Annotated in this window: 19 protein-coding genes; all 19 read right to left on the minus strand. The window is 73.1% G+C overall.

The features are described 5' to 3' along the window. Positions 1-3: 3 nt before the first annotated feature. The 19 genes from rfbC to AB0G56_RS19530 are packed head-to-tail and all read right to left on the minus strand — an operon-like array spanning position 4 to position 24686. Complete coding sequence (rfbC, locus tag AB0G56_RS19440; RefSeq protein WP_360970694.1) at positions 4-555, minus strand: dTDP-4-dehydrorhamnose 3,5-epimerase; 552 nt, start codon at positions 553-555, stop codon at positions 4-6. Further along, positions 552-1802, minus strand: a complete 1251-nt coding sequence (locus tag AB0G56_RS19445) for a polysaccharide pyruvyl transferase family protein (RefSeq protein ID WP_360970696.1) — start codon at positions 1800-1802, stop codon at positions 552-554. Before AB0G56_RS19445 ends, rfbC begins: the two co-directional genes overlap by 4 nt. Continuing rightward, a complete protein-coding gene (locus AB0G56_RS19450; RefSeq protein ID WP_360970698.1) occupies positions 1799-2746 on the minus strand; it encodes a glycosyltransferase in 948 nt (315 codons plus the stop codon). The genes AB0G56_RS19445 and AB0G56_RS19450 overlap by 4 nt, the downstream gene beginning before the upstream one ends. Beyond that, positions 2743-4032: a hypothetical protein gene (locus AB0G56_RS19455; protein WP_360970700.1), complete on the minus strand. Its 1290-nt coding sequence runs from the start codon at positions 4030-4032 to the stop codon at positions 2743-2745. The genes AB0G56_RS19450 and AB0G56_RS19455 overlap by 4 nt, the downstream gene beginning before the upstream one ends. A 5-nt stretch (positions 4033-4037) precedes the next feature. Beyond that, positions 4038-5321 carry a DUF4910 domain-containing protein gene (locus tag AB0G56_RS19460; protein WP_360970702.1) on the minus strand — a complete coding sequence of 428 codons (1284 nt, stop codon included), beginning with the start codon at positions 5319-5321 and terminating at the stop codon, positions 4038-4040. Then, entirely contained in the window at positions 5309-6334 is a 1026-nt protein-coding gene (locus tag AB0G56_RS19465) for an SDR family oxidoreductase (RefSeq protein ID WP_360970704.1), read from the minus strand. The genes AB0G56_RS19460 and AB0G56_RS19465 overlap by 13 nt, the downstream gene beginning before the upstream one ends. A 3-nt stretch (positions 6335-6337) precedes the next feature. After that, positions 6338-6985 carry a PIG-L deacetylase family protein gene (locus AB0G56_RS19470; protein ID WP_360970706.1) on the minus strand — a complete coding sequence of 216 codons (648 nt, stop codon included), beginning with the start codon at positions 6983-6985 and terminating at the stop codon, positions 6338-6340. Further along, on the minus strand, positions 6982-7791 hold the full coding sequence (locus tag AB0G56_RS19475) for a glucose-1-phosphate cytidylyltransferase (RefSeq protein ID WP_360970708.1): 810 nt from the start codon (positions 7789-7791) through the stop codon (positions 6982-6984). The genes AB0G56_RS19470 and AB0G56_RS19475 overlap by 4 nt, the downstream gene beginning before the upstream one ends. Then, positions 7788-9023 carry a class I SAM-dependent methyltransferase gene (locus tag AB0G56_RS19480; RefSeq protein WP_360970710.1) on the minus strand — a complete coding sequence of 412 codons (1236 nt, stop codon included), beginning with the start codon at positions 9021-9023 and terminating at the stop codon, positions 7788-7790. The genes AB0G56_RS19475 and AB0G56_RS19480 overlap by 4 nt, the downstream gene beginning before the upstream one ends. Further along, complete coding sequence (locus AB0G56_RS19485) at positions 9020-10294, minus strand: glycosyltransferase (protein WP_360970712.1); 1275 nt, start codon at positions 10292-10294, stop codon at positions 9020-9022. Before AB0G56_RS19485 ends, AB0G56_RS19480 begins: the two co-directional genes overlap by 4 nt. A 2-nt stretch (positions 10295-10296) precedes the next feature. Continuing rightward, positions 10297-11532 (minus strand): O-antigen ligase domain-containing protein, encoded by a 1236-nt coding sequence (locus tag AB0G56_RS19490; protein ID WP_360970714.1) that lies wholly within the window; start codon positions 11530-11532, stop codon positions 10297-10299. A gap of 1 nt (position 11533) precedes the next feature. Next, complete coding sequence (locus AB0G56_RS19495) at positions 11534-13054, minus strand: right-handed parallel beta-helix repeat-containing protein (RefSeq protein ID WP_360970716.1); 1521 nt, start codon at positions 13052-13054, stop codon at positions 11534-11536. Between the two features lie 8 nt (positions 13055-13062). After that, positions 13063-15021, minus strand: coding sequence for an alginate lyase family protein (locus AB0G56_RS19500; RefSeq protein ID WP_360970718.1), 1959 nt, complete (start codon positions 15019-15021; stop codon positions 13063-13065). Further along, a complete protein-coding gene (locus AB0G56_RS19505) occupies positions 15018-17210 on the minus strand; it encodes a bi-domain-containing oxidoreductase (protein ID WP_360970720.1) in 2193 nt (730 codons plus the stop codon). The genes AB0G56_RS19500 and AB0G56_RS19505 overlap by 4 nt, the downstream gene beginning before the upstream one ends. Before the next feature lie 16 nt (positions 17211-17226). After that, positions 17227-19161 (minus strand): asparagine synthase (glutamine-hydrolyzing), encoded by a 1935-nt coding sequence (gene asnB / locus AB0G56_RS19510; protein WP_360970722.1) that lies wholly within the window; start codon positions 19159-19161, stop codon positions 17227-17229. Between the two features lie 3 nt (positions 19162-19164). Continuing rightward, entirely contained in the window at positions 19165-20718 is a 1554-nt protein-coding gene (locus AB0G56_RS19515) for a Wzz/FepE/Etk N-terminal domain-containing protein (protein ID WP_360970723.1), read from the minus strand. Beyond that, positions 20715-22109: a Wzz/FepE/Etk N-terminal domain-containing protein gene (locus AB0G56_RS19520; RefSeq protein WP_360970725.1), complete on the minus strand. Its 1395-nt coding sequence runs from the start codon at positions 22107-22109 to the stop codon at positions 20715-20717. The genes AB0G56_RS19515 and AB0G56_RS19520 overlap by 4 nt, the downstream gene beginning before the upstream one ends. Beyond that, positions 22106-23371: a glycosyltransferase family 4 protein gene (locus tag AB0G56_RS19525; protein ID WP_360970727.1), complete on the minus strand. Its 1266-nt coding sequence runs from the start codon at positions 23369-23371 to the stop codon at positions 22106-22108. The genes AB0G56_RS19520 and AB0G56_RS19525 overlap by 4 nt, the downstream gene beginning before the upstream one ends. Further along, complete coding sequence (locus AB0G56_RS19530; protein WP_360970729.1) at positions 23361-24686, minus strand: nucleotide sugar dehydrogenase; 1326 nt, start codon at positions 24684-24686, stop codon at positions 23361-23363. The genes AB0G56_RS19525 and AB0G56_RS19530 overlap by 11 nt, the downstream gene beginning before the upstream one ends. Between the last annotated feature and the right edge of the window lie 44 nt (positions 24687-24730).

Below are 24730 nucleotides of genomic sequence, written 5' to 3' on the forward strand. Positions count from 1 at the left end.
GCCTCACTTCTCCGTGTGCTTCAGGACCTCGGCGAGGTTCGGCGCCTCCCGGTCCCGCTGGGACATCGATGTGACCGGCAGCGGCCAGTCGATGGCCAGCTCCGGGTCGTCGAAGGCGATCGTCACGTCCTCGGCCGGGTCGTGCGGGCGGTCGATCCGGTAGGAGACGTCGGCGGTCCCGGTCAGCGCCTGGAAGCCGTGCGCGCACCCCGCCGGGACGTACAGGGTCGCCTGCGTCCGGTCGGACAGCTCGAAGAAGGCCCGGCCGCGGTAGGTAGGGGAGTCCGGCCGCAGGTCCACGACGACGTCGAAGATCCGCCCGTACGAGCAGCGCACCAGCTTGGCCTCGCCGGCGCCGGAGCGCAGGTGCAGGCCGCGCAGCACGCCCCGGACCGAGCGGGAGAGGCTGTCCTGGACGAAGGCGTCCGGGTCGAGGCCCACCGAACGGAGCACGTCGGCGTCGAAGGTGCGGGAGAAGAAGCCGCGTTCGTCGGCGTACGGCGTCGGCTCGAACAGGTACGCCCCGGCGATCGCCGGGACTTCGGTCGCTTTCATGGAGTCTCCTGCCGGGCGTCGGCGTGGGCGTCGGCGTGGCTCTGGCCGGGCGCCGGGAACAGGGCCGCCGTCAAGGCGGTGAACTGGTGCCGCAGGCGCCGGGCGGCGGCCAGGTTCCGTTCGGCGAGGGTCCGCCGCACCTGTGCCGAGTGCTTCTCCAGCGCCCGGAACTGCTCCAGCAGCCGGTCGGCGTCGACCTCGCGGGCCGGGTGGCAGTACGCCTCCAGCCCCATCCGGGCCATGAGCGCGTCGCTCTTGGCCGCATAGCTGAGTGCGAGCGTCGGCGTGCCGGTCTTCAGTGCGCAGATCAGGTTGTGGTAGCGGACCGCCACCACGGTGCCGGCAGCCGCCATCTCCGTCATCAGGTCGGCCAGTGAGGCCGGTTCGGCGGCGGTGACCAGCGGTGAGTCCACCGCGTCGAGGATCGCGGCGACCACCGACGCATCGCATCGGTCGCCGGTGAGCAGCCGGACCGGCCTGCCCTCCTCGGCCAGCACGCGGACGAACCGGATCGTCCCGTCGAGGTAGCGCCGGTAGATCTCCTCGGCCCGGGCGCGGTCGTCGTTGCCGCCGTGGAAGTCCATGACACCGACGCAGACCGGGCCCGGCGAGCCCGTGGGCACGCTCCCCGGCGGTGTCGGCAGGGCGAACGCCAGGTCCGGGTAGACCTCGTCGAGCGCGGTGTCCACGCCCATCGCCCGCATCGCGTCACGGGACGGGGCGTCCCGGTACGACCGGTACGCGGCCAGTCGCGCCGACCAGCGCACCAGGGCCCGGGTGGGCCGGTTGCCGATCTCGGCGGCGCCGACGCTGACCAGCGCGACCCGGGTGCGCAGCAGCCGGCCGCTCGCGCAGAGCAGGAACAGCGCGTACGGGAAGCCCCAGGGCCGCAGCGGCAGCGTGGCCTCCAGGACACCCATCCCCGGCACGATCACCACGTCGTGCCGGCGCACCCAGGACGCGGTGCGGACGACGTCGACGAGTTTGCCGAGCCCCTTCGCCGCGATCGCGCCCGCACGTGAGGCGGTCCGGTATTCCGCGCGGTTCCAGTGCATGCGCGTGGCAGGGATCCCGAACCGGGACGTCACGGCCTCGGGCCCGCCGCACAGCGCGTCCACGACTGCCTCCGGGTGTTCGGCGCGGAGGTAGCCGAGCACGGCCTCGAGCGACCCGTCGTTGCCGAGGTTGCCGGAACCGAGCAGGCCGAACACCCCGACGCGCACCGGGGCCCGGTCCGCCCCGGTCACGCCCGCCTCCCCTCACGGCCGGCGACGAGGGCGTCGACGGAGACCGTGATCAGGCCGGGATCGACCGGGGCGCGGTCCTCGACCCGCTCGCCGGCGCCCGGCCGGACCCGGCTGGTCATCCACGTGGCCAGGTGGCGGTGGCAGGCGCGCCGGTCGGCCGGGGAGAGCGGCGCCCGCCGGATCGCCGAGGCGAAGCCCCACACGTACTCGGCGAGCAGCCGGGGTGTCGGGTGCAGCGGGCCCGCCCGGCGCGGGTCCAGGTTGACGCACCGGGCGCGCTTGGACGGGTTCGCCCGCTCGGCGCGCGTGGGGTGGTCGCGGCGGAAGTACAGGAGCTCCGGCACCTGGTGGAACGGCCCGTGGAGGGTGATCTCGGCGACGAACGTGCGGTCCGCGTGGTGGTAGCTGTCGAGCGGCTTCACCCGGCGCAGCATGTCGGCCCGCATCACCCCGTAGAAGTCATCGCCGCCCGGCTCGAACAGCAGGCTGCGGAAGCGCTCCGGCGCGTTCGGGGAGCCGGTGGCGAGCCCGTACGCGTAGGGGACCTTCACCTGGCCGTCGCCGTCGACGACCGCCTGGTCGGTGTGCGCGAGGATCGTCTCCGGCCGCTCGTCCAGCGCCTCCACACAGCGCCGCAGCAGGTCCCGGCCGTACAGGTCGTCGTGCGAGGCCCACTTGAACAGCTCGCCGCGGGACTCGGCGAACACATGGTTGTGGTTCGGCGTGGCGCCGATGTTCCGGGGCAGCCGGAGGTACCGGATGCGCGAGTCCCGCGCGACGTACTTGCGGCAGATCTCCCGGGTCCCGTCGGTCGAGGCGTTGTCGGAGATGATCAGCTCGAAGTCCTCGTAGGTCTGACCGAGCAGGGCGTCGAGCGACTCGGCCAGGTACTCCTCGCCGTTGTACACGGGCAGGCCGATGCTCAGCCTGGGATGGGCGGTCATGAGGTCCTCACTTCGGGGATGGGATGGCGGTGGTGCTCGCGCAGGGCGGACCGCAGTTGCAGCCACCACACGGCCGAGCCGCCGACGGTCGCCGCGGCGACGCCCCAGGCGGAGCCGGCCGTGCCTGCGGCGGCCGCTCCGCCGAGCCCGCCGCCGACGTAGCAGGCGGAGGCGAACAGCTGGCAGCGCAGGCTGCGCCGGGCCGCGCCGAGCGCGCGCAGCCCGGCCGCCGCGCCGGTGCCGAGGCCCGCGCCCGCGACGCCGAGGGTGATCTGCACGATGAGTTGTGAGGAGGAGTGCCAGACGCCGCCGAGTACGAGCTCGCCGAACCGGCCGGGCATCAGCAGCAGCGCCGCGCCCCACAGCAGCGCGCCGACGGCCTGCCCCCCGCCCAGCAGGAGGCAGAACCTGCCGGTCCGGTGAGGGGCCTGCCGTAGCACCCGTGCCGCCTCCGGGACCGTGACCAGCGAAAGCCCCATGAGCACTGCCAGGAACGGGCCGAGCAGAAGCTCGGCGCCCCGCACCGCACCCACCGCGCCGACCCCGACGATCGCGCCCAGCCCGTACGCCCGCAGCTGACTCGCGCCACTGAGGCTGACGTTCTCGACCAGGTAGCGGTAGCCGAGATCGCGCTGCTCGCGAAGCCACCCGCGAGCCTCCCTCGTCCGGGGCCGGATGCCGGACTGGAGGTAGCCGTATCCCGCCGCCACCGTGGCGGACGCGCTCCAGGCGAGCACGAAGGCGGCCACGCTGCCCACACGGGCCGCCACCAGCATGGCCGGGACGAGCGCGACGCCCCACACGACGTCGTTGACGAACGCCTTCCGCCCGGCGCCGGCGGCGAAGAACGAGAACCGCCAGGCGTCCTGGAGCAGCAGCCCTGGCAACAGGACACCAAGGGCGGCGAACGCGGGCCCCACGCGGCCGCCGAGGACCATCCCGCCCGCCAGGCATACCGCGCCGGTGGCCGCACCGACGCCCAGTGCGGTCCCCGTCGACCGGGCCACTGCCGCGCGCCAGGCCGGGTCCGGCACGCCGCTGAAGCGCACCACGAGCGGATCGGTGGCCAGCCCGCGGGAGACGTTGAGCACCACGCCGTACGTCACCCAGGCGAGGCTGAACACGCCGAACGCGCTCACTCCCAGCGAGCGGGCCACGTAGCCGCCCACCACGAAGTTGCTCACGCTGGAGGCCGCCTGGTCGGCCAAGCCCCAGGACAGCCGGCCGACGAGAGCCCGCCTGGCGGAACCGGCCGGTGCCGTGGTCTTCTCCCGCTCGGTGGCCATCGGCGTCACACCTTGATCAATTCGGCACCGCACAGGGCGTCGGCCGCGACGGCCACGGTGTCGAACGGCAGCCCGGCCCGCTCGGCGACGTCCAGCAGACTGTGCTCGCCGTCGGAGAGGCTGAGCACCCACAGCATCGCCATCTGGGCCTGCTTGGCGTCGCTGCGTCCGCCGAGCGAGTCGTACAGCCCGCGCCGGCCCAGCTGCGGCTCACCGTAGGGGCTGAGGTTGACGTACCGCCGGTTGCGGTCGAGGACGTCGAACGCCTCACGGCAGACGGCGAGCGTGTCCGCCATCGCCTGGGGGGAGACGAAGTCCAGGTTGTCCGCCGACGTGTGGTATTCGGGGTAACCGGCGTACGGGGTCCGGCTGAGCGAGCCCACTGCGAGGTCGAACCCGGGCGAGCAGAACTGCCGCTCGTCGTAGCCGTACGGAGTGAACTCGGCGATCCGGTGCGGGCGTTCGGAGGCGTCCAGCACGTGCCGCATCACCCGGTCGATCTCCGCGTCGCCGCGCCTGCTCTGCTTGTACGTGAGCCGGCCCTCGTCGCCGGCGCAGGCAAGCACCAGACCGTGCTTCACTCGATCCGTTCGTTGCGCGTTGCGGGCCAGCCAGGTGATCGCCCCGATGGTGCCGGGCGCGAACAGGAACCGGTAGGTGTAGTACGGCGTCCGCTGTGCCAGCGCCAGGGCCAGGTACGTGGCGACCGCGATGCCGGCCAGGTTGTCGTTGGCCAGCGACGGGTGGCACACGTGGCAGGAGACGAGCACCTCGTCGGGGACCTGTCCGGGGACCACGTGCTCGGCGTAGGTGAGGTGGCCGTCGGCGAGCGTGGAGTCGATGCGCACCTCGTACTCGCCCTCCGGCAGGCCATCCAGGGTCTCCTGGGCCAGGCAGAAGCCCCATTCCGGCTCGTAGTAACTGGTGCGGTACGGCACCCAGGACGGGTGGTCGGGCAGGGTGTGCAGGTGTCCGCGCAGCTCGGCCAGCGGCATGGTCGCCGACACCGGCACGCTGTAGCCGAGCACGTGCAGGCTGGAGGCGGCGAAGTCGACGACCCGGTGGCCGGTGGCGTCGGCGATGTACGCGTCCCGGATGTTCCACTCCTGCGGCACGCTCCAGTCGAGCACCTGCGTCCCGGTCGGCACCTCGTGCACCCGCAGCGGAACGTACTCGTCGACGATCTCGAGGGTGGCGCGCACGCCGTCGCCGGTGATGCTCCGGCACAGCGGATACAGCCGCTCCACCAGCGCGTACATCTGCTCGCCCGCCGTGGTCATCGGCGCCACCGCAGGGTGTCGTCGACGGCGCCGCTCTCGGAGGCGGCGCGCAGCACGGCGAGACGGGTGAAGCGCCGCTCGAAGTCCTCCCGGGTCAGCCCGAACTTCCGGTAGGCGTCGGCGAGTTCGAGCGCGCCCTGCTTGACCGTCCACTCGCAGTCGAAGCCGGGCACCGCGGCGCGCAGCCGGGAGAAGTCCACCCGGTAGGACCGCGGATCGGCACCGGTCTCCCCGGTGATCACCACCTTGGAGCCGGCCACCGCCTCGGCGACCTGCTCGGCGATCTGGGCGACGGTGACGTTGTTGACCTCGCTGCCGATGTTGAACGCCCGGTCGTGCACCGCTTCCCGCGGGGCGACCAGCGCGGCGGCGAAGGCCCGTGCGATGTCGGCGGCGTGCACCAGCGGGCGCCAGGGAGTGCCGTCGGAGAGCACGAGCACCTCGCCGGACAACAGGGCGTGCCCCACCAGGTTGTTCAGCACGATGTCGGCGCGCAGCCGGGGGGAGTGACCGAAAGCGGTGGCGTTGCGCATGTACACCGGACTGAAGTCGCCGTCCGCCAGGGCGTGCAGGTCGTCCTCCACCCGCACCTTGGACTCCGCGTACGGCGTCACCGGGCGCAGCGGGGCGTCCTCGGTCACCAGGTCGTCACCGCCGGCGGCCCCGTAGACCGAGCAGGTCGACGCGTACAGGAAGCGCCGCACTCCGGCGTCGCGGGCGAGGCGGGCCAGCCGTACGGACGCGTGGTGGTTGATGTCGTAGGTCAGCTCGGGCGCCAGGGATCCCAGCGGGTCGTTGGAGAGCGCGGCCAGGTGGATCACGGCGTCCACCCCGGCCACGTGTTCGGCGGTGACGTCGCGCAGGTCCACCTGCCGACCCGGCGGGTCGGCGGGCGCGGGGCCCAGCACACAGTCGGCGAACAGGCCGGCGTCCAGGCCGACGACGTCGTGCCCGGCGGCCGCGAGCACGGGGGCCATGACGGTGCCGAGGTAGCCCTGGTGTCCGGTGAGCAGTACGCGCAAGGTTCAATCCCCCAGGTCGAGAGTGAGTTTGGTGACGGCGAACGCCTCGGCGTAGCGCGCGTGGCTTTCGATGCCGCGGATCCGGGCCAGCCCGAGGAAGGCCTCCCGGTCGTACCAGGGCCGGTGCCGCTGCGAGGGGTAGTGCTCCTGCAGCAGCCGTACTTTGCGTTCGGCGATCCGCGGGGTCAGCGGCTGGTACGCCGCCGGTCGGCCCAGATCGCCGTCCCACTTGACGATCTCGTAGCCGAGCACGAGATGGTCGCGGAACGCGGTGGTCATCAGCTTCGCCAGACCGCGGTGGTCCTGGTGCGCGTCGTCGGTGCGCGGGGCCAGCACGAGGTCCGGCTCGGTCCGCTCGCGCAGCTCCTCGACCGCGGCCTTGGCCTCCTCCCAGTGCGCCGGGAACCGGCCGTCCGGCAGCTTGTCCACGCTCAGCCGCAGGTCGGCGCCCGGGCAGAAGGCGGCGAGCGCGGCCTGCTCCTCCTGCTCGCGTTCGCTGCCGCCGCCGGAGAGCACCAGCGCGTCGACGCGGACGCCCGGCCGCGTCAGACACATGGTCAGCAGGGTGCCGCCGGCGCCGATGGCGATGTCGTCGCAGTGCGCGCCCACCGCGACGATCCGGTCCAGGCGCCCGGAGCCGAGCCGGATCACGCGGTCCTCACCCCGGCGTCCGCCCCCGCGCCGTCGCGTTCCCACACGGCCCACGGGCGGTCGCCCCGGGTGTAGGCGTCGTCGAGCGCGGCCCGCTCCTTCACCGTGTCGGTCGGCTTCCAGAAGCCCCGGTGCTGGTGCGCCACCAGCCGCCCGCGTTCGGCCAGTCGGGCGCATCCGTCGGCGACCAGGTCCCCGTCCTCGGGGATGTGGTCGAAGACCTCCTGGCGGAGCACGAAGTAGCCGCCGTTCTCCCACAGCGGCAGGTCGCTCACCGGGGTGATGCCGCCCACCAGGCCGTCGTCGCCCAGGTCCACGCAGTGGAACGAGGACTGCGGCGGCACCACCATCATCGAGGCACCGGCGTCGCGCCGGGCGAACCGGTCGATCATCTCCGGCAGCGGTGCGTCGGTGAGCACGTCGGCGTAGTTGGCGAGGAACATCTCGTCGCCGTCCAGGTGGTGCCTCACCCGGCGCAGCCGCTCACCGATCGGTGACTCGATGCCGGTCTGCACGAAGGTGATCGTCCAGGAGGCGATGTCGGTGGACAGCAGCTCGGTACGCCCGCCGCGCAGCACGAAGTCGTTGGAGGTCGTCTCCTCGTAGTTGAGGAAGAAGTTCTTGATGTGGTGGGCCCCGTACCCGAGGCACAGGATGAACTCGGTGTGCCCGAAGTACGCGTAGTAGCGCATGACGTGCCAGATCAGCGGCCGCGGGCCGACCATCGCCATCGGTTTGGGCGTGTCGTCAAAGGCTCCGTTGCGCATGCGCAGCCCGTAGCCGCCGCAGAACAGTACGACCTTCATGGCTTGACCTCGACAATGCTCAGTTCCGGGATGGGGAAGACCAGCCGGCCGCCCCAGGCGTGCACGAAGGACAACTGCTCGACCAGCTCGGCCCGCAGGTTCCACGGCAGGACGAGGACGTAGTCCGGCCGGTCGGCGCTGATCTGCTCGGGCGGCAGGATCGGGATGCGGGCGCCCGGGGTGAACCGGCCGTGCTTGTAGGGGTTGCGGTCGACCGTGTACGGGAGCAGGTCGGGCCGGATGCCGCAGTGGTTGAGCAGGGTGTTGCCCTTGCCGGGGGCGCCGTAGCCGACGACCGTCTCGCCGCGCTCGGCCGCCTCGATCAGGAACCGCAGCAGGTCCCGGCGCACCTTGGCCACCCGGCCGGAGAACTCGGTGTACCCGGACAGCTCCTGCAGACCCGCGGCCTTCTCCCGGGCCAGTACGTCCGCCACCTGCCGCGTCGGCTCGCCCGCCACCTTCGCGGGCCGGGCCCACAGCCGGATGGAGCCGCCGTGCGTCGGCAGCAACTCGACGTCCACGAGGGCGAGTCCGCCGGCGGCCAGTGCCCGGGTCGCGGACGCGACCGTGTAGTACTGGAAGTGCTCGTGGTAGATCGTGTCGTACTGGTTCTCCTCGATCAGGGTCAGCAGGTGCTGCACCTCGATGGAGACCCAGCCGTCGTCGGCGACCAGGGCGCGCAGGCCCCGGGTGAACCCGACCACGTCCGGGATGTGCGCGTACACGTTGTTGGCCACGACGAGGTCCGCCGGACCGTGCTCGTCGCGGACGCCCGAGCCGGTGGCCGGGTCCAGGAACTCCGTGAGCGTGGGCACCCCCGCGTCCCGGGCCGCGGCGCCGACGTTCACCGACGGCTCGATGCCCAGGCAGCGGATCCCGCGGTCCACCACGTGCTTCAGCAGGTACCCGTCGTTGCTCGCGACCTCGACCACGAAGGCGTCGGGGCCAAGACCCAGCCGCTGCACGGCGCCGGCGACGAACGTGCGCGCGTGCTCCACCCAGGAGGCCGAGTAGGAGGAGAAGTACGCGTACTCCTTGAACGTCTCCTCGGGCGTGATCAGCGGCGGGAGCTGCGCGAGCCAGCAGTCGGTGCAGACCCGCAGGTGCAGCGGGAACGCCGGCTCCGGCAGGTCCAGTCGGTCCGCGGCGAGAAAACTCTCGCACGGCGGGGTCGCCCCGAGGTCGACGACGCTCGCCAGCGCCGCCGAGCCGCACAGTCGGCATCGTGTCATCTACTGCCCCCATCCCGCTCGCGCGGGCGCCCCCGCCGCGAGCCAGTGCTTGTGTCCCCTGTCGGCGACGGGCTGCCCCCGCCGCCGGACCGGCCCGCGATCGCGGAGCGGTACCCCTCCACCAGGCGCTCCAGGCCGACGGCCGGGCTGAAGCCCCGCTCGTAACGGCGCCGGGCCGCCCGGCCCATCTCCTGGTTGCGCACCGCCTCGGCCGTGATCCGGCGCAGGCAGGACGCGAGCGAGGCGGGCTCGCCGGGCCGGTGCAGCAGGCCGCTCACCCCGTCCTCGACGAGTTCGACGAAGGCGCCGTGACCGGCGGCGACGGCCGGGACCCCGGCCGCCATCGCCTCCACGACCACCAGGCCGAACGCCTCCAGCCACGTCGAGGGAGCCACCACGGCGACCGACCGCGCGACGGCCTGACGGCACTGAGCCGCGTCGTACAGGCCGACGTGGCGCACGTCGTCACGGCCCGCCGCCCAGGCGGTCACCTCCGGCTCCAGCGGCCCCGCGCCGGCGATCACGAGCGGCACTCCCGCTCCGCCGTCCGCGGCGATCTCGTCCCACGCGGCCATCAGCAGCCGCACACCCTTGGCCTCCGCGAGCCGGCCGAGATAGAGCAGGTGCTCGCCGGCGCCCGACCGGCGAACGGCCGGCTCAGGCACGAAGTTGTGCTTCACCGCCAGCCGCTCGGACGGCATGCCGGCCCGCACCAGGACCTCGCGCTGCGCCGCGGAGATGCAGAAGAACCGCTCCACCCCCGACCACCATCGCCGCCGGTTGACCGACAGGCTGACCGCCAGCGGGACCGTCGCCAGCCGGGAGCCCCGGTAGCAGCCGTGCCGGACGGCGGGCAGCGGCGCGGCCCCGACGCACTCGGTGCACGGCCGGCCGTCCCGCTGCAGCGTGCCGGGCGGGCAGACCTGGGTGTAGTTGTGCAGCGTGGCGACGGCGGGCACGCCGGCGTCGGCGCAGGCGGCCAGCACCGCGGGCGACAGGAGCGGGAAGACGTTGTGGACGTGCACCACGTCCGGCCGCTCGGTGCGCAGCCGGGCGGCCAGCTCCGCGCGGACCGCCGGGTTCCACGGCACCAGCAGCGGCACCGCGGCCTTGCCCGGCAGGGACCGGGCGGCGATGTCGTCGCTGCGTCGCTCGAACACCTCGACCCGGTGGCCGGCCCCGCGCAGCAGTGCCACCTCCTGGTCGACGACCTTGTTCTCCCCGCTCGGCTGCGCCGAGGCGTAGCGGTTGTGCACCACGAGGACGTGCATGGTCAGGTGACCTCCGATCGCCGGGCCCAGCGCGGGACGTTTCGTCGAGGGACTTCGGGCACCGCCGGCAGGGGAGGGGCCGGGGCCGGAGCCGCCAGCAGCGAGGCGGCCACGGCCAGATGCAGCAGATACGGCGAGGCGTCGCCCAGCCCGGCCTCGGTGTACGACGCGATCGCGCAGTAGCTGATCAGGAAGATCGCACAGGCCCTCGACAGCGACGGCGGCCGCAGCAGCGCGACGCCGCCCAGCACGAGGACCATCGCCGCCACCAGGGCGATGCCGGTCATACCCTGCTCGTTGTAGACGGCCAGCCAGCTGTCGTCGATGGGCAGCCCGCCGAACGACTTGTCGCCCAGACCCGTGCCGAACAGGTACTCCGAGGTCGTCCGGGGTGCTGCCAGCAGGGCGTCCCAGACCTTGGCCCGGCCGGTGAGGCTGCTGAAGTTCTCCTTGCTCTGACCGCGCAGGAACCACGCCTGCAGCGCGGAACCGAGCACCACCGCGGCCACCGCGGCGCACAGCACCGCCCAGGCGAAGAACCGGCGGGCGGCGGCGCTGGTCAGGACGAGCGAGCCGATGGCCAGCGTCAGCCCGATGAGCAGACCGAGCGTGGCCGTGCGGGTATGGGTCAGGGCGAGCAGGACGAGCGAGGGCACGATGACCACCGCCGCGCTGGTCCGGTCGGTCCGGCGGCCCAGGAGGAGCAGCACGGCGAGCCCGATGATCACCGCGGCGTACTGCCCGATCTGCGGCGGGGTGAGCGGCCACAGCGCGCCGACCAGCCGCCCGCCGTAGAGGTCGGGCAGGGCGGCGCCCGGAGAGACGACAGCGCCCGCGGCCACCGACCCGAGCACCACGAAGTACAGCCGGATGTGGTGCCGGACGAACGTCAGGCTGCCGTCCCACCAGCGGCTGAGCAGCCACAGCGTGCCGATGAAGAGAGCCAGCCTGGCGCAGCGGAACAGCGCGCCGAACCCGGACTCCAGGTGCACGCTGGAGATCACGCTCGGCACCAGCAGCAGGGTGAGCAGGAGCAGGAAGGCGCTGGCCCGGATGCGCAGCCGAAGATTGAGCGCGAGCGCCAGCGCGAACGCGGCGACCAGCGCGCCCATGGTGACCATCTGGATGAGGGAGCGCGGCAGCGGGACGATGGTCTTCGCCCCGGCCGAGCCGAGCGTGTTGAGGACCAGCAGCCCCCAGACCGCGCCGACGGTCTTCGACGAGTGGTCCGTGCCCATCTCAACCACCGTCCTGCGCGCCGAAGGTGCTGCCCGCGTCCTGCTGGTACGGCGCGCCCTGCCACTGCGCGGAGTCGAGCACCCGGCTCGGGTCGTGGGCGACGAACACCCACGGTCCGACGTACACGTTGTCGTGCCAGCGGTTGTGCTGCTCACGGGTGATCGCCTCGGCCACCCGCTCGCCCTGGTACGGCGACCAGTCCGGATACGTGCCGTAGTTGGCCAGCACCGCCATCCGGTCGCACTTCACCGTGCAGCCGACGACGGACTTGTCCAGCACGAAGCGGTTGCCGTGGATGTCCACCCGCTGGGTCTTCCACCGGCAGTCGGCGTACAGCGGCGCGGTGGCGATCGCCGGCCGGACGCAGCGGCGCGCGTTCTTCACCAGCAACGTGCAGGCACCGGAGGAGGTGTTGGCCGGGCTGTTGCAGAACCGGTCGGAGTTCTCCCACAGGGTGATCCCGGACCAGTTGTTCTCCAGGACGTTCCCGTAGATCTCCACCTTGTCCGTGCGGGCCCGGATCCGTGGTTCGCCGCCGGACTCGGACACGTAGAGCGCCGCGAAGGGGAAGGTGTCGCCGCGGTCGGCGTACCTGCGGCCCTCCACCCAGTTGTTCCGCCGGATCGTGTTCCTGCGGATGACCGCGTTGTAGCTGGTCTCGTAGATCAGCGCGGCGCCGTCGTTGGCCTCCAGCACGTTGTTCTCGATCCGGAAGTCGTTGTTGTCGGTGTCCGCCCACAGCCCGGCTCCGCGGTTGTCGTGCACCCAGTTGCCGCGTATGTCGGCGCCGTCGACGGCCCAGAACTTGACGCCGCCGGTGCAGCCGCAGCCCGGCCGCCGCCGCTCCCAGTCGTCCTTGTTGTTGCCCACGATCTCGTTGCCCTCGACCACCAGAGCGCTGATGCGGCCGGAGGCCTTGTACGCGTTCATGCCGTACTGGCCGTTGCCGCGCAGGCAACTGGCGGTGACCCGCTGGCGGGCGCCGGCCATCAGACCGGCGCCGGAGTTGTTCTGGACCGTCGCGTGCTCGATCACCCACCCGTCGGCCGAGTCGTGGTTGACCACACCCTCGTCCTGCGGCGCGACGAAACCCTGCACGGTCAGGTAGCGGATGGTGACATCGCGGGCGGTGCCGCCGAACGCGTACTGGTTGGTCCGGCGGCCGTCGAGCACCGCGCCCGGCGCGCCGAGGTAGCTGTCCCCCTCCTTGGGGACGACCTGGGCGTAGCGGTCCGCTTCGAGCCTGTGCCTGCCCGGGCGGAGCCAGAACGTGGTGTGCGGGGGGCTGCTCCTGGTCTTCGCGGCCAGGTCACCGGCGACCGCCGGGTCGACCGCCACCGCGCCCGGCGGCGCCTTCGCCGGCCCGGCCGCGGGCTCGGCGCACACCCGGGCCACGGACGCGGGCGGCGCAGCGGTCGGCTTCGGCGGCGCGTCCGGCGTGCTCTCGCAACCGGTCACCGCCAGCAGGGCCAGCGCCGGCACAGCCGCCGGCACCCCCCAGCGCCGCCACTTGATCCCCACTCGCCCCCCTAGCCCCGGAACCTGAGTACGGTCGTGAACCCCTGCGCGCCGTCGGCGAAACCGGTGCCGACCAGCGTGGTGCTGGTCTCCTTGCGGCCGAAGCCAGCGGAGTACCAGCCCAGCGGCGGGTCGCTCTCGCCGCGGTGCGCCCGCCAGGACAGCTGTCCGGGCAGGTCGAGCGCCGCGGAACGGTCCTCGCCGTCCCGGGTCCAGGTGAGCACCGCCCGGTTCCCCGTCAGGTCCGCGGCGATCGCCGGGCCTAGGTGGAACGCCAGGCGCACGGCCCGGCGCGGGCCGCGCACCTCGTCGACCACCCTCAACTCCTGGCTCGCCTCGGTCAGTTCCACCAGGCGGCGGTGCACGGAGGGCCGGTAGCCGTCGTGCTCGGCGCACCAGCGGGCCACCGCCTGGCCGGACGTGTCCGCGACCAGGACGCGGGTTCGGGGGTGCCGGGTCCACAGGAACGGCCCGCCGGAGACCGACTGGTCACCGCCGTCCAGTTGCAGGGTGTTGTGGCCGAGGGTCGAGCGGAAGTACTGCCGCCACTCGGGCTGCCCGTGATAGCAGAACGTCCCCGGGTCGGCGAGCACGTCGACCCCGTCGTGCCGGACCTCCACGGACAGCGCGTCCGCGTGCGCGTGCGCGGCGATGGACAGGAAACCGTGCGGACCACCGTCGCAGCGGCACCAGATCCCCGCCGGCCCCCGCAGGATGGTCATGCCCGCGTCGGCGAAACGGGCCGGTCGGCTCGCCGGCCGGCACACGGCCGGGGCGGTGCCGTCCTTCGAGTACGGCCGGATGAGCGCGGCCAGCAGCGGGGTGCGCACATCGGTGCCGGTCACCGCCGGCCACCAGGGCAGAGACCCGAACACGGCGTCCCCGGTGGCCAGCAACGAGACCCAGCGGTCGGTTCCCTCGCCGTCCACGACCAGACCGTGCCCGTCGTCCGCGTCCCCCTGGCGCGGCGGCCGCAGCCTGTTGTCCACGACGGCCGCGAGCGCGTCGGTCATCCGCAGCAGCACCAGCCGGATCGTCGCGGGGACCGGCACACCGGCGGCATCCGCCTCGGCCACCGCGGCCAGGCCCAGCTCCAGCACCAGGCCGTGGTACTCGGTGGCCAGCTCGCGGTTGAGGCCGGAACCGAAGGTGTTGCTCCGCAGGTGTCGCTCCAGCGACCGCAGCGCGTCGGCTCGCCAGCGCGCCGATGAGGGGAACCAGCCGAACGCGCAGGCCGCGGCGAACTGCCCGGCGGCCTCGGCGATGACGTGGTTGTTCGCCGAAGAGCCCCGGCTGGGGAAGGCGGCCAGCCAGCGCTGGTGGTGCCAGATCTGCCGCAGCGCCACCGGGTTGCCCTCGAACAGGGCGGCCGCGCCGGGCCAGCCGTCGAGCAGCCGGCGGATCCACACCCACGACAGCAGCCGGATGCCCAGTTCGATGCCGCTGGTCCAGTGCACCCCGCGCAGCGGCGCGTTGGCCGCCCACCACGACCGCAGGTGCTCGGCCACCCGCTCGGCGTACCGCTCGTTCCCGGTGAGCGCGTAGGCGGCGGCGAGCACGGTGAGGTACTGGTGCCGGGACAGCTCCCAGATCTGCTTGACGTCCCCGACCGCGTCCTCGTCGCGGTACGGCACGTCGAAGGCGTAGCCCCACGGGGCCCGGCGCCCGGTCTTCGGGTCGTAGCACCAGTCCGGATCGACCAGGTCGTCGCGTTCCACCCCGAAGAACACGGCGTGCCCGGCCATCAGCCGGTCCGCCTCGGCGACGAGCCGTTTCGCGGCGTCCGGCGGCACCGCGGCGATCGCCCCCGCGGGCAGCGCCGCGGTGAACCGGGCGCCGACCACGTCCGGGCAGCCGGGCCGCCCCGTCCGCCAGCGCCGCCTGCGCACCGCGTCGCCCACCCGGCCGCCGGCCTCCCGCGGCCCCATCCGGGACAGCCGCCGCAGGTACCAGCCCGCGCTCATGGTCATCGTGCCCCCGCCAACGTCACCGGCGCGCCGCCGGCCAGGCTGGCCTGCACGGCGAGGGTGGCCGCCGTGGTGGCGACCAGCGACTTAAGCGGTACCGGCATCGGCCCGCCGCTGCGCACGGCCCTGACGAACGCGGCCAGCTCGGCGTGCTGGCCCTTGTCCCGCGCCTTGGGCAGCCGGGAACTGACCCACCGCTCGCGGCCGTGGACCGAGGCACGGACGAAGTCGTCGAGCCGCAGCGCGCGGCCGTCCGCGACCAGGTCCAGCGTCTCCTTGGGGAAACCGGCCGGGCCGGTGGTGACGTAGCTGAGGGTGGCGGTGGACCCGCCCGGGTACCCCAGTAGGACCTGCAGGTCCTCGTTGCCGGGCGTGGTCAGCGCGTACACCGACACCGGGTCGGCGCCCAGCAGCCAGCTCGCCGTGTCGATGAAGTGACCGCCCTCGCCGGCGAACCGCGAGCCCTCGGTGCCCTGCTGGAGGTACCAGCTACCGTGGTCGAGGCGGCCCGCGTTGACCAGGTAGCGCAGGCTCGCCGGCCCGGTCCGGGTGCCGAACCGCTTCCTGGCCTCCCGCAGCAGCGGCGCGAAGCGGCGGTTGAAGCCCACCTGCAACCGGTCGTTGCCGGACTCCTCCACCGCCGCGAGCACGCCGGCCAGCTCGTCCCCGGTCAGCGCCAACGGCTTCTCCACGAACACCGCCTTGCCGGCCAGCAGCGCCCTGCGGGTCAGTTCGGCGTGCGAGCTGTGCCGGGTGACCACGAACACCGCGTCGATGGACGGGTCGCCGAGCACGGCGTCGAGATCGGTGGTCGCCTCCGCGAAGCCGAACTTCCGCTGCGCGTTGGCCGCGGACAGCGCCGTCGTGGTGACGACCGTGGACAGCTCGACGCCGTCGCGCCGGGTCAGGTGCGGCAGCAGCATCGACGTGGCGTAGTTCCCCGCGCCGACGAACGCCAGCCGCACCGCACCCCTGGGCGAGCGGGCCGGGGCAGACACCGTGCCACTGCGGCGCACCGCGGGCACGGCGACCGCCGCCGGAGCCTCGGCTTCCCCGGCTTCCGCGGCGGGTTCCGGGTACCGGAACAGCACGGCCACGGCCTTCAGGTCGCCGTCCTTCAGGCGCCGGTAGGTCTCGACGGCGTCGTCGAACTCGGCGATGTGGGAGATCAAGGGCTCCACGTCGACGCGACCGCGGGCGAGGAGATCGAGGAAGCAGGCCAGGTTGCGGCGCTCGGTCCAGCGCACGTGGCCGATCGGGTAGTCCCGTCCCTCCAGCTCGTACTCCGGGTCGTAGCGCCCGGGGCCGTAGGAGCGGGAGAACCGGACGTCCAGCTCCTTCTCGTAGTACGCGTTCCACGGCAGGTCCAGGCGGCACTTGCCGATGTCGACGACCCGGCCGCGGTCCCGGCTGAGCCGGGCGGCCAGCTCGACGGGCTGGTTGCTGCCGCCGCCGGCGGCCAGGTACACCTGGTCCACGCCGTGCCCGCCGGTGAGTTCGGCGACCGCGGTCTCCACCGCCGCGGAGCCGGGGTCGCCGCACGCCGCCGCGCCCAGGCGCTCGGCCAGCTCTGAGCGCGCCGGGTCGGGGTCGGCGCCGATGACGCGTACTCCCGAGGCGGTCAGCAACTGCACCACCAGCTGCCCGATCAGCCCGAGGCCGATGACCAGGGCCACTTCGCCGAGGCGTGACTCGCCCTGGCGGACGCCCTGCAGCGCGATCGACCCGACGGTGCCGAAGGCCGCGTGCCGCGGCGCGAGGCCGTCGGGCACCGGCGTGTAGAGGTTCTTCGGGACCCAGTTCAGCTCGGCGTGCAGCGCGTGCTCGTTGCCGGCGCAGGCCACGAGGTCGCCGGCCTTCACGTCGTCGATCCCGGCGCCGACCTGCTCGACCACCCCGCACAGCGAATAGCCGAGCGGCGTGTAGGAGTCCAGCTTGCCCATCACCTTGCGGTAGGTGGCGGGCACCCCGTTGGTGGCCACGCTCTGCACGACCTTGGCCACCTGGTCCGGCCGGGAACGGGCCTTGCCCAGCATCGACATGCCGGCCTCGGACACCTTCATCAGCTCGGTGCCGGTGGATATCAGCGAATAGGCGCTGCGGACCAGCACTCCGCCCGGCTTGCACCCGGGCACCGGCACGTCGAGCAGTGCCAGCTCGCCGCTCTTGTAGTTCTGAACAACCTGTTTCACCGAAGTCCTCTTGTCCCTACGCCGTCAACGAAGAGTTCTGGCCGGCCCCCGAGGTCGCGCCGCGGTACCAGTACTCGAGGGTCAGCACATGCCACAGATGCTTGGAGAAGTCCCGTTGCCCGGCGGCGTCCTCGGCGACCATCCGCGCCAGCGCCTCCCGGCGCAGGAACCCGGAACGGACCAGCACACCGTCGTGCACCACCTCGCGCACCAGCGGCGCCAGATCCCGGCTCATCCAGGCGCGCAGCGGGGCACTGAACAGGCCCTTGGGCCGGTACACGATCTCCCGGGGCAGGACCGGGACGGCCGCCTCCTTCAGGACCGCCTTGCCCTGCCGTCCGGCGATCTTGCGATCACCGGGCACGGCGAACGCCGCCTTGACCACCTCGACGTCCACGTACGGCACCCGCACCTCGGTCGACGCGGCCATGCTCGACCGGTCCGTGTAGGCGAGGTTCAGGCCCGGCAGGAACATCCGGGTGTCGCCCAGGCACATCCGGTTCACGAAGTCGTCCAGGTCGTTGTCCTGGTAGACGTCCGCGTGCTCGGTCAGCACGTCCTCGACCGTCCCCGCCAGGTCCGGGTCGATCAGGGCGAGCAGTTCGTCCTGGTCGTACAGGGTGTAGCTGCGCCGGAAGGCGGTCTCCTCCGGCAGGTCGGCGAAGGACAGGAACCGCTTCGCGAAGCGCACCGACCGGTACCCCCGGCGGGCCGAGGCGACGGGCAGCCGGTCCACGGCCGCGGACAGGCCGCGCCGCAGGGGCCGGGGGATGCGCTGGTAGCGCAGCGCGACCAGGTTGGCCAGGTGCTTGCGGTAACCGGCGAACAGCTCGTCGGCGCCCATCCCCGAGAGCATCACCTTGACCCCGGCCTCCCGGGCGGCCGAGCAGATCAGGAACGTGTTGATCGCGGCGGGATCGCCGATCGGCTCGTCCAGGTGGTACGTCATCCGCGGCAGCAGGTCGAGCACGTCCGGAGCGATCTCGATCTCGTGCAGGTCGACACCGAACCGCTCGGCCACCCGCCGGGCATGGCGCAGGTCGTCCGGCATCGCCTCGAACCTGGCGTCCTCGGCGCGGAACCCGATCGTGTACGCGGAGATCCCGGGCTGTTCGCGGGCCGCGAGCGCGGTCAGGTAACTGGAGTCGAGACCGCCGGAGAGGAAGGTCGCCACGGGTACGTCGGAGAGCAGGTGGCGCCGGGTCGACTCCTCGACGACGGCGGCGACATCCGGTGCTTCACCGCCCAGGGCCCGCTCCCGGGCCTCGGCGGCGACGTCCCGCAGCTGCCAGAACCGGCCGCGCTCCACCCGGCCGTCGGGACGGCACCGCAGCCAGCTGCCCGGCGGCAGCTTCTCCGCCTCGCGGAACGCGCACCGTGAGTCCGGCACCCAGTAGTACAGCAGCGAGGCCACAAGGGCCGCGTGGTCCACCTGGAGCGACCCGCCGGTCACGGCGGCGAGCGCCTTCAGCTCGGAGGCGAACACCAGACCCTCGCCGCGCCGGAGCAGGAACAGCGGTTTGACGCCGAGCTGGTCGCGGGCGAGCACCAGGTCACCGGTCCGCTCGTCGTAGACCGCGAACGCGAACATGCCGCGCAGCCGGGGCAGGCAGTCCGTGCCCCAGCGCCGCCAGGCCTCCAGCAGCACCTCGGTGTCGGAGGTACCGCGAAAGCGCACCCCGGCCGCTGCCAGCTCGGCACGCAGCTCGGGCGCGTTGTACAGCTCGCCGTTGTACGTCAGGGCCAGGCCGCCCGAGACCATCGGCTGGGCGCCGGTACCGGACAGGTCGATGACGGCCAGCCGACGGTGCCCGAGGTGCACTTCGCCGTCACCGGCCCGGTGGCTGTAGCGGCCCGCCCCGTCCGGACCGCGGTGGGCGAGGGTGTCGGTGAGCCGGTCGGTCACGGCCTTCCCGTCCGGCCACCGGTAAGTACCTGCGATGCCACACATGTCCTACCGTGCCTCCTGGTTGCTGTCCGGGACCCGTGCCGCCCCCAGCGGCAGCCGCTCCGCCCGCCGCCGGCCCTCCCCCGCTGCCTGGACGGCGTGGGAGGTACCCCCACCGTTCTGCCGGGCCAGGCGCTCGTCGTGGGCGCGCAGCGCCGTGTGCAGCCCGTCCCACAGCGTGCCGTCGGTCCGGTCCCGCGGGTCGGGGTCGATCAGCACCACACCGATCACCGCGATCCGCTGGTCCGCGAGCTGCCGCGCCACGGTGTGCAGCCATGCGGCGCTGCCGTGCCCGGCACGCACGACGAGCACGGTCTGCGTCCCGAGGTACTGCAGGTCGGTCCACGCCGCGCCGGGCGCCACGGAGCCGACGCCGAGCCGGCGCTCCTGATGCGAAACGGTCGCGGCACGCTCGCCGCCGACCACGGTCGGGTCCCCCGGCTCGGGGCGGCGGCCGGCGAGGTGCGGGCCGGGCAGACCGTCGATGACGACCACCGGCTCCTCGGCCGCCAGTGCCCGGGCGACGTCCAGGGCGAGCACGCTCGTGGCGCGCGCACAGCCCAGTTCCAGCAGCGACACCGGTTCGGCGGCGCCGCGCACGGTGCGGGCCAGGGACGTGACGAGCCGTTCGCGTGCCCTGCGCACCCGCCGGCGCCGCCATGGGCCGAAGGAGCGGCGGGGCAGCTCCGCGGTGACCGAGGCGCCGAGGTTCGCCGCGATCTCCCGGCGCAGCACGGGGCGGTCCGCCACCACCGTGCCGACCGCGGCCACCGCGAGCCCGAGGACGAGCCCGAGGACGAGCCCGATCGCGGCGTCGGTGGCGGCGGTCTTGGGCAGGGAGTGCCGCACCACGCGCGGGGCGTCCACGATCTGTGTGCCGGCGACGAGCTGGGGCGTGCCGACCCGCGCGTCCGCGGCGCGCTGGCTGAAATCGGTGATCCGCGAGGTGAGTTCGGCCCGGCGGGCGAAGAGCGACTCCATGTCCGCCGACGCCTTCGGCCCGCTCTGCGCCGATCCGTCCCCGATCGCCTTGTTGACCTGGGCGAGTTCGCCCTGCATACGGTCACGCTGGTCGAGCAGGGCCTTGGCCTCGGCGTTCGCGGCGTCCCGGATCCGCCTCACATGGTCCGCGACGAACGCGTCGGCCAGCGCCTTGGCGCGCGCCAGGGCTTCCGCTTCGCTGCCGCCCGTCACCGTGATCCGCAGCATGTTGTTGGTCAGGCCGGCACCCTCGTAGTCCGGCAGGAAGTCCTCCGGCTTCTCCGAGGACCTGAGCGACCGCAGGGCCTCACCGGCGATCCGCGTGGTGTGCAGCACCGCGACATCGGTACGGATCAGTGTCCCGGGATCGTTCGGCTGGTCCTCCTGGTGCGCGACCAGCACCTCGGTCACCGCGGTCGGGGGCGGCGGCAGCAGGACGGCCACCGCCACGCCGACGAGCAGGCCCAGCAGCGCCACGGAGCACCACAGACGGCGCCGCCTGCGCACCGCCACCACCAGAGCGTGCAGGTCCAGCAGGGGCGCGGCGGCCGGCGGCTCCGTAGTCGTACTCGTCGTCACCGTGAACCTCCCGTCGCGTACTCGCCGACCGCGAGCGCCGGCGTCGCGCCGTCGCGAGGACGGCCGGCCGAGCGCGTCGGACGCCGGACCGGGCCGGCGAGGACGATCCCGACGACCTCGTGCTCGGCGTCCGCACAGGCCTCGGCGATGCCGGCGAGTTCCCCCGCGGTCCGGCTGCCCGGGCTGAGCACGACCACGACACCGGACTCGTCACCGCTGTCCGGCACCAGCGGCCGGGACACCGAGACCCCCACCACCCGCAGCGTGGGACATCTCCTGCTCGACGGGCTCGCGGAAGGAGCGCTCCCGGCCTCGGCGACGAGCTGCTCGGCGGCCCGGCGGGCGATCGCGTCACCGTCCGGTACGACGACCAGCAGCCGCCGGGGCGCGGGCAGCCGGTCCCGGAGGCGGGCGCACACCCGCCGGTAGCGGACCTGCCGGCCCGCCTCGTCGCCCGACGTCCGCGGGGTCGGTACGTCCCACCGCACGTCGACGCCCAGCAGCCGGCCGAGCCTGGCCCGCGTGCTGCGGGCCTCCGGCCGGTGCGCACGCCCTTCACCGGGCACGTCGACACTGCCCAGCAGCACCGAGCCCAGCGCCGCGGCGATCTCCGGTTCGGTGCGCAGCAGACGGCTCATCCGTGCGGCGGTCAGGTGGCCGACGACCGCCAGCAGGAAGAACAGCAGCGCCCCCGCGGCGACGAGTTGCGTCCTCGTCGGCGGCGCCTCGCCGGTCGGCCGGGCCGCCGGACCCATGACGACCATGTTGGCCTTGTTGGCAGCGGGGTCCGCCTGCTTCAGCTTGGTGATGGCCTCCTGCAGCGTGGTGCGCAGCTTCGCCAGCTCGGTGCGGGTCTGCACGCTCTCCACGCTCTGCCCCTGGCCGGCCGCATCGGCCAGCTCGGTGATGCGGCGGCTGGTCTGTGCCACCGTCTGCTGCAACGTCTCGGTCTCCGCCGCCGCGTCGGGGTCGGCGGTTCCGCCCGCGATCCGCCCGGCGAAGGCGACGAACTGCTGGGCCACCTGGTCGGCGAGCCGCTGCGCGCGCTGCGGGGTCTCGGCTGTGCCCGAGATCTTGATGATGTTCCCGTCGGCGGCCGTGGCGCTCACCCGACCCCGCAGCTCGCTGCCGCTGACCCCGGACCAGCCGAGCGTGGCGGCCGCACGGCCGACCACCACCGAACTGGTCGCGATCTCCGACTGGGTCAGCAGCTCGCGCTCCTCCCACGCCCCCGGCAGCAGCACCGAGGCCGACGTGGTGTACCGCGGCGGAAACAGCACCGAGGCGCCGTAGCCGAGGAGCGCGCCCACCAGGGCGAGGATGATGAGAAACCGCCGCCTTCGGCGGATGATCCGTCCGATCATGGCCAGGCGTATCGTGTCATCGCTCAACGGCGGGGCCTCCTTGCCGCCCGGCCCCGGTCTCCCGCCGCCGTCCGAGCGCGGTCACGGCAGGCGGCGGCGTAGGCGGCGAGCAGCGACGCCTGCGAGTTCCGCCAGGACAGCGGCCCGCCGATCCGCTCCTGGCCGATCTTGCCCATCCGGGCCCGCTGCTCCGGATCGTCCAGCAGCAGCGCGACGAGCCGGGCGAACTCGGCCTCGTCGTCGGCGGGCGCGTAGACGGCGGAGTCGCCGGCGGAGACGCGCGCCTCCCGGAGGTCGAACGAGACGATCGGCCGGCCCATCACCATGTACTCCAGGACCTTGTTCATGGTCGACACGTCGTTGAGCGGATTGCGCGGGTCGGGGGAGAGGCACACGTCCGCGGTGGACAGGTAGCGCACCAGGTCGTCGTCCGGGATACGCCCGGTGAACTCCACCTGTTCCGAGAGCCCGAGCCGCCGCGACAGCTCCACCATCTCCTCGTAGGTGTCGCCGGCGCCGACGAACACCGCGTGCCAGTCGGTCCGCCCGAGCCGGTCGCGCAGCTGCGCAAGGGCCCGCAAGGCGTAGTCGACGCCGTCCTGCGGACCCATGACGCCGAGATAGCACAGCAGATGAGGCTTGCCGCGCTTCAACTCCGGCTCGGGCGGGACGGGACGGAAGCGGTCGGTGTCGGGCGCGCTGCGCACCACGAAGACGTCCCCCGGCCGCCGGCCGCCACGGCGCACCGCGACGTCCCGGTAGCTCTCGTTCGTGGCGAGCACGACGTCCGCGGCCCGATAGGTCAGCCGTTCCAGCGCGCACACCCCGCGGTAGAGCAGGTCCTCGCCGCGGCCGAACCGGGAGAGGTACAGCTCGGGCACCAGGTCGTGCTGGTCGAAGACGAACCGCGCTCCGCGCCGCTTCAGCCACAGCGCCGGCAGGAACAACAGGTCGGGCGGGTTGCAGGCGTGGACCACGTCGACCGGGCCGACCTTCCGGGCCAGCCGGAGCGTGTGCCACAACGCCGATCCGTACTCCCGCAGGTAGCCGGCCGGCCCTCCGGTGGCCGCGCGCAACGGGTAGCGGTGGATCCGCACCCCGTCGATCACCGCCTCCGGCTCCGTGTCCCGCTTGCTGCCTCGGGGACAGATGACGTGCACCGTCCAGCCCGCGTCGCGCAGGGTCGTGCACTCCTGCCACACCCGCCGGTCGAACGGCACGGACAGGTTCTCCACCAGGATCAGCGCGCGCCGGCCGTGCCGGTCGCCGCCGGCCGCGTCACCAGGCAAGGCCCACGTACCCCGGTTCGGCCCGGCGCGTCTCGGCGTCGGGGAGGCGGACGAGGTCGACGATCACGGGCCCTTCGCCATGGGGAAGCGCCGACAGCACGGCCGGGTCCTTGGTCCCGACCAGGCACACCTCGGCGTGGTCGAGCACCGCCTCGACGGAGTCCGCGAGCAGGTGCGCGAGGTGCGGCAGCCGCGTCTCGATGTACTCGCGGTTCGCGCCGAGCAGCCGGGACAGGCTCACGTTGGCGTCGTAGATCCGCAGGTCGTACCCCTTGCCGAAGAGCCTCTCCGCCAGCTCGACGAGCGGGCTCTCACGGAGGTCGTCGGTGCCGGGCTTGAAGGACAGCCCGAACAGGCCCACCCGACGCTTGCCTGTGCGCTCCACCAGCTCCACCGCGCGCTGCAGGTGGTCCGAGTTGGAGGGCAGCACGTGGGCGAGGATGGGCACCGAGACGTCGGCCCGCTGCGCCGCGTGGACCAGACTGCGCAGGTCCTTCGGCAGGCAGGAGCCACCGAAGGCGAAGCCGGGCCGCAGGTAGGCCGGGCTGATGTTCAGCTTGCGGTCGGCCAGGAACACGTCCATCACCTGGTGCGAGTCCACCCCGAGCGCCTGGCACACCGCGCCCAGCTCGTTCGCGAAGCCGATCTTGAGGCCGTGGAACGCGTTGTCCGCGTACTTGATGGCCTCGGCCGTGGGGACCGGCACCCGGAACACCTCGCCGGGCAGGCCCTCGTACAGCGCCCTCACCGCGTCGCCGCTCGCCGGGTCGAGCTCGCCGATGACGGTCTTGGGCGGGTCGAAGAAGTCCCGCACGCTCGTGCCCTCGCGCAGGAACTCCGGGTTGACCGCGACCCCCACGTCCACCCCGGCCGTCCCGCCGACGTACTTCTCCAGGATCGGCACCAGCAGGTTCAGGCAGGTGCCCGGGAGCATGGTGCTGCGGAACACGACGGTGTGCCGCCCGCCGTGCCCACGACGAGCCGCCAGCGCGGCGCCGATCTGCTCGGTGACCCGCTCCAGGTACGTCGTGCACAGGCTGCCGTTGGGCTCCGACGGCGTGCCCACGCAGACCAGCGACACCTCGCTGCCCATGATCGCCTCGCGGACGTCACCGGTGGCGCGCAGGGCCCCGCTCCGCACGACCTCGGCCGTCAGCTCGCCGATCCGCTCCTCGACCACCGGGGCCTTGCCGTCGTTGACCAGGTCGACCTTCACCGGGTTCACATCCACCCCGATGACTTCGTGACCCATGTCGGCCAGGCACGCGGCCGACACGCAGCCCACGTAACCGAGCCCGAAAACGCTGACTCTCACGACCTGTTCCTCCCCCCAGGCAGGCCCTCCCGGCCTGCGTTTCG

Source organism: Streptomyces sp. NPDC021356, assembly GCF_040641015.1.
GTDB lineage: Bacteria > Actinomycetota > Actinomycetes > Streptomycetales > Streptomycetaceae > Streptomyces.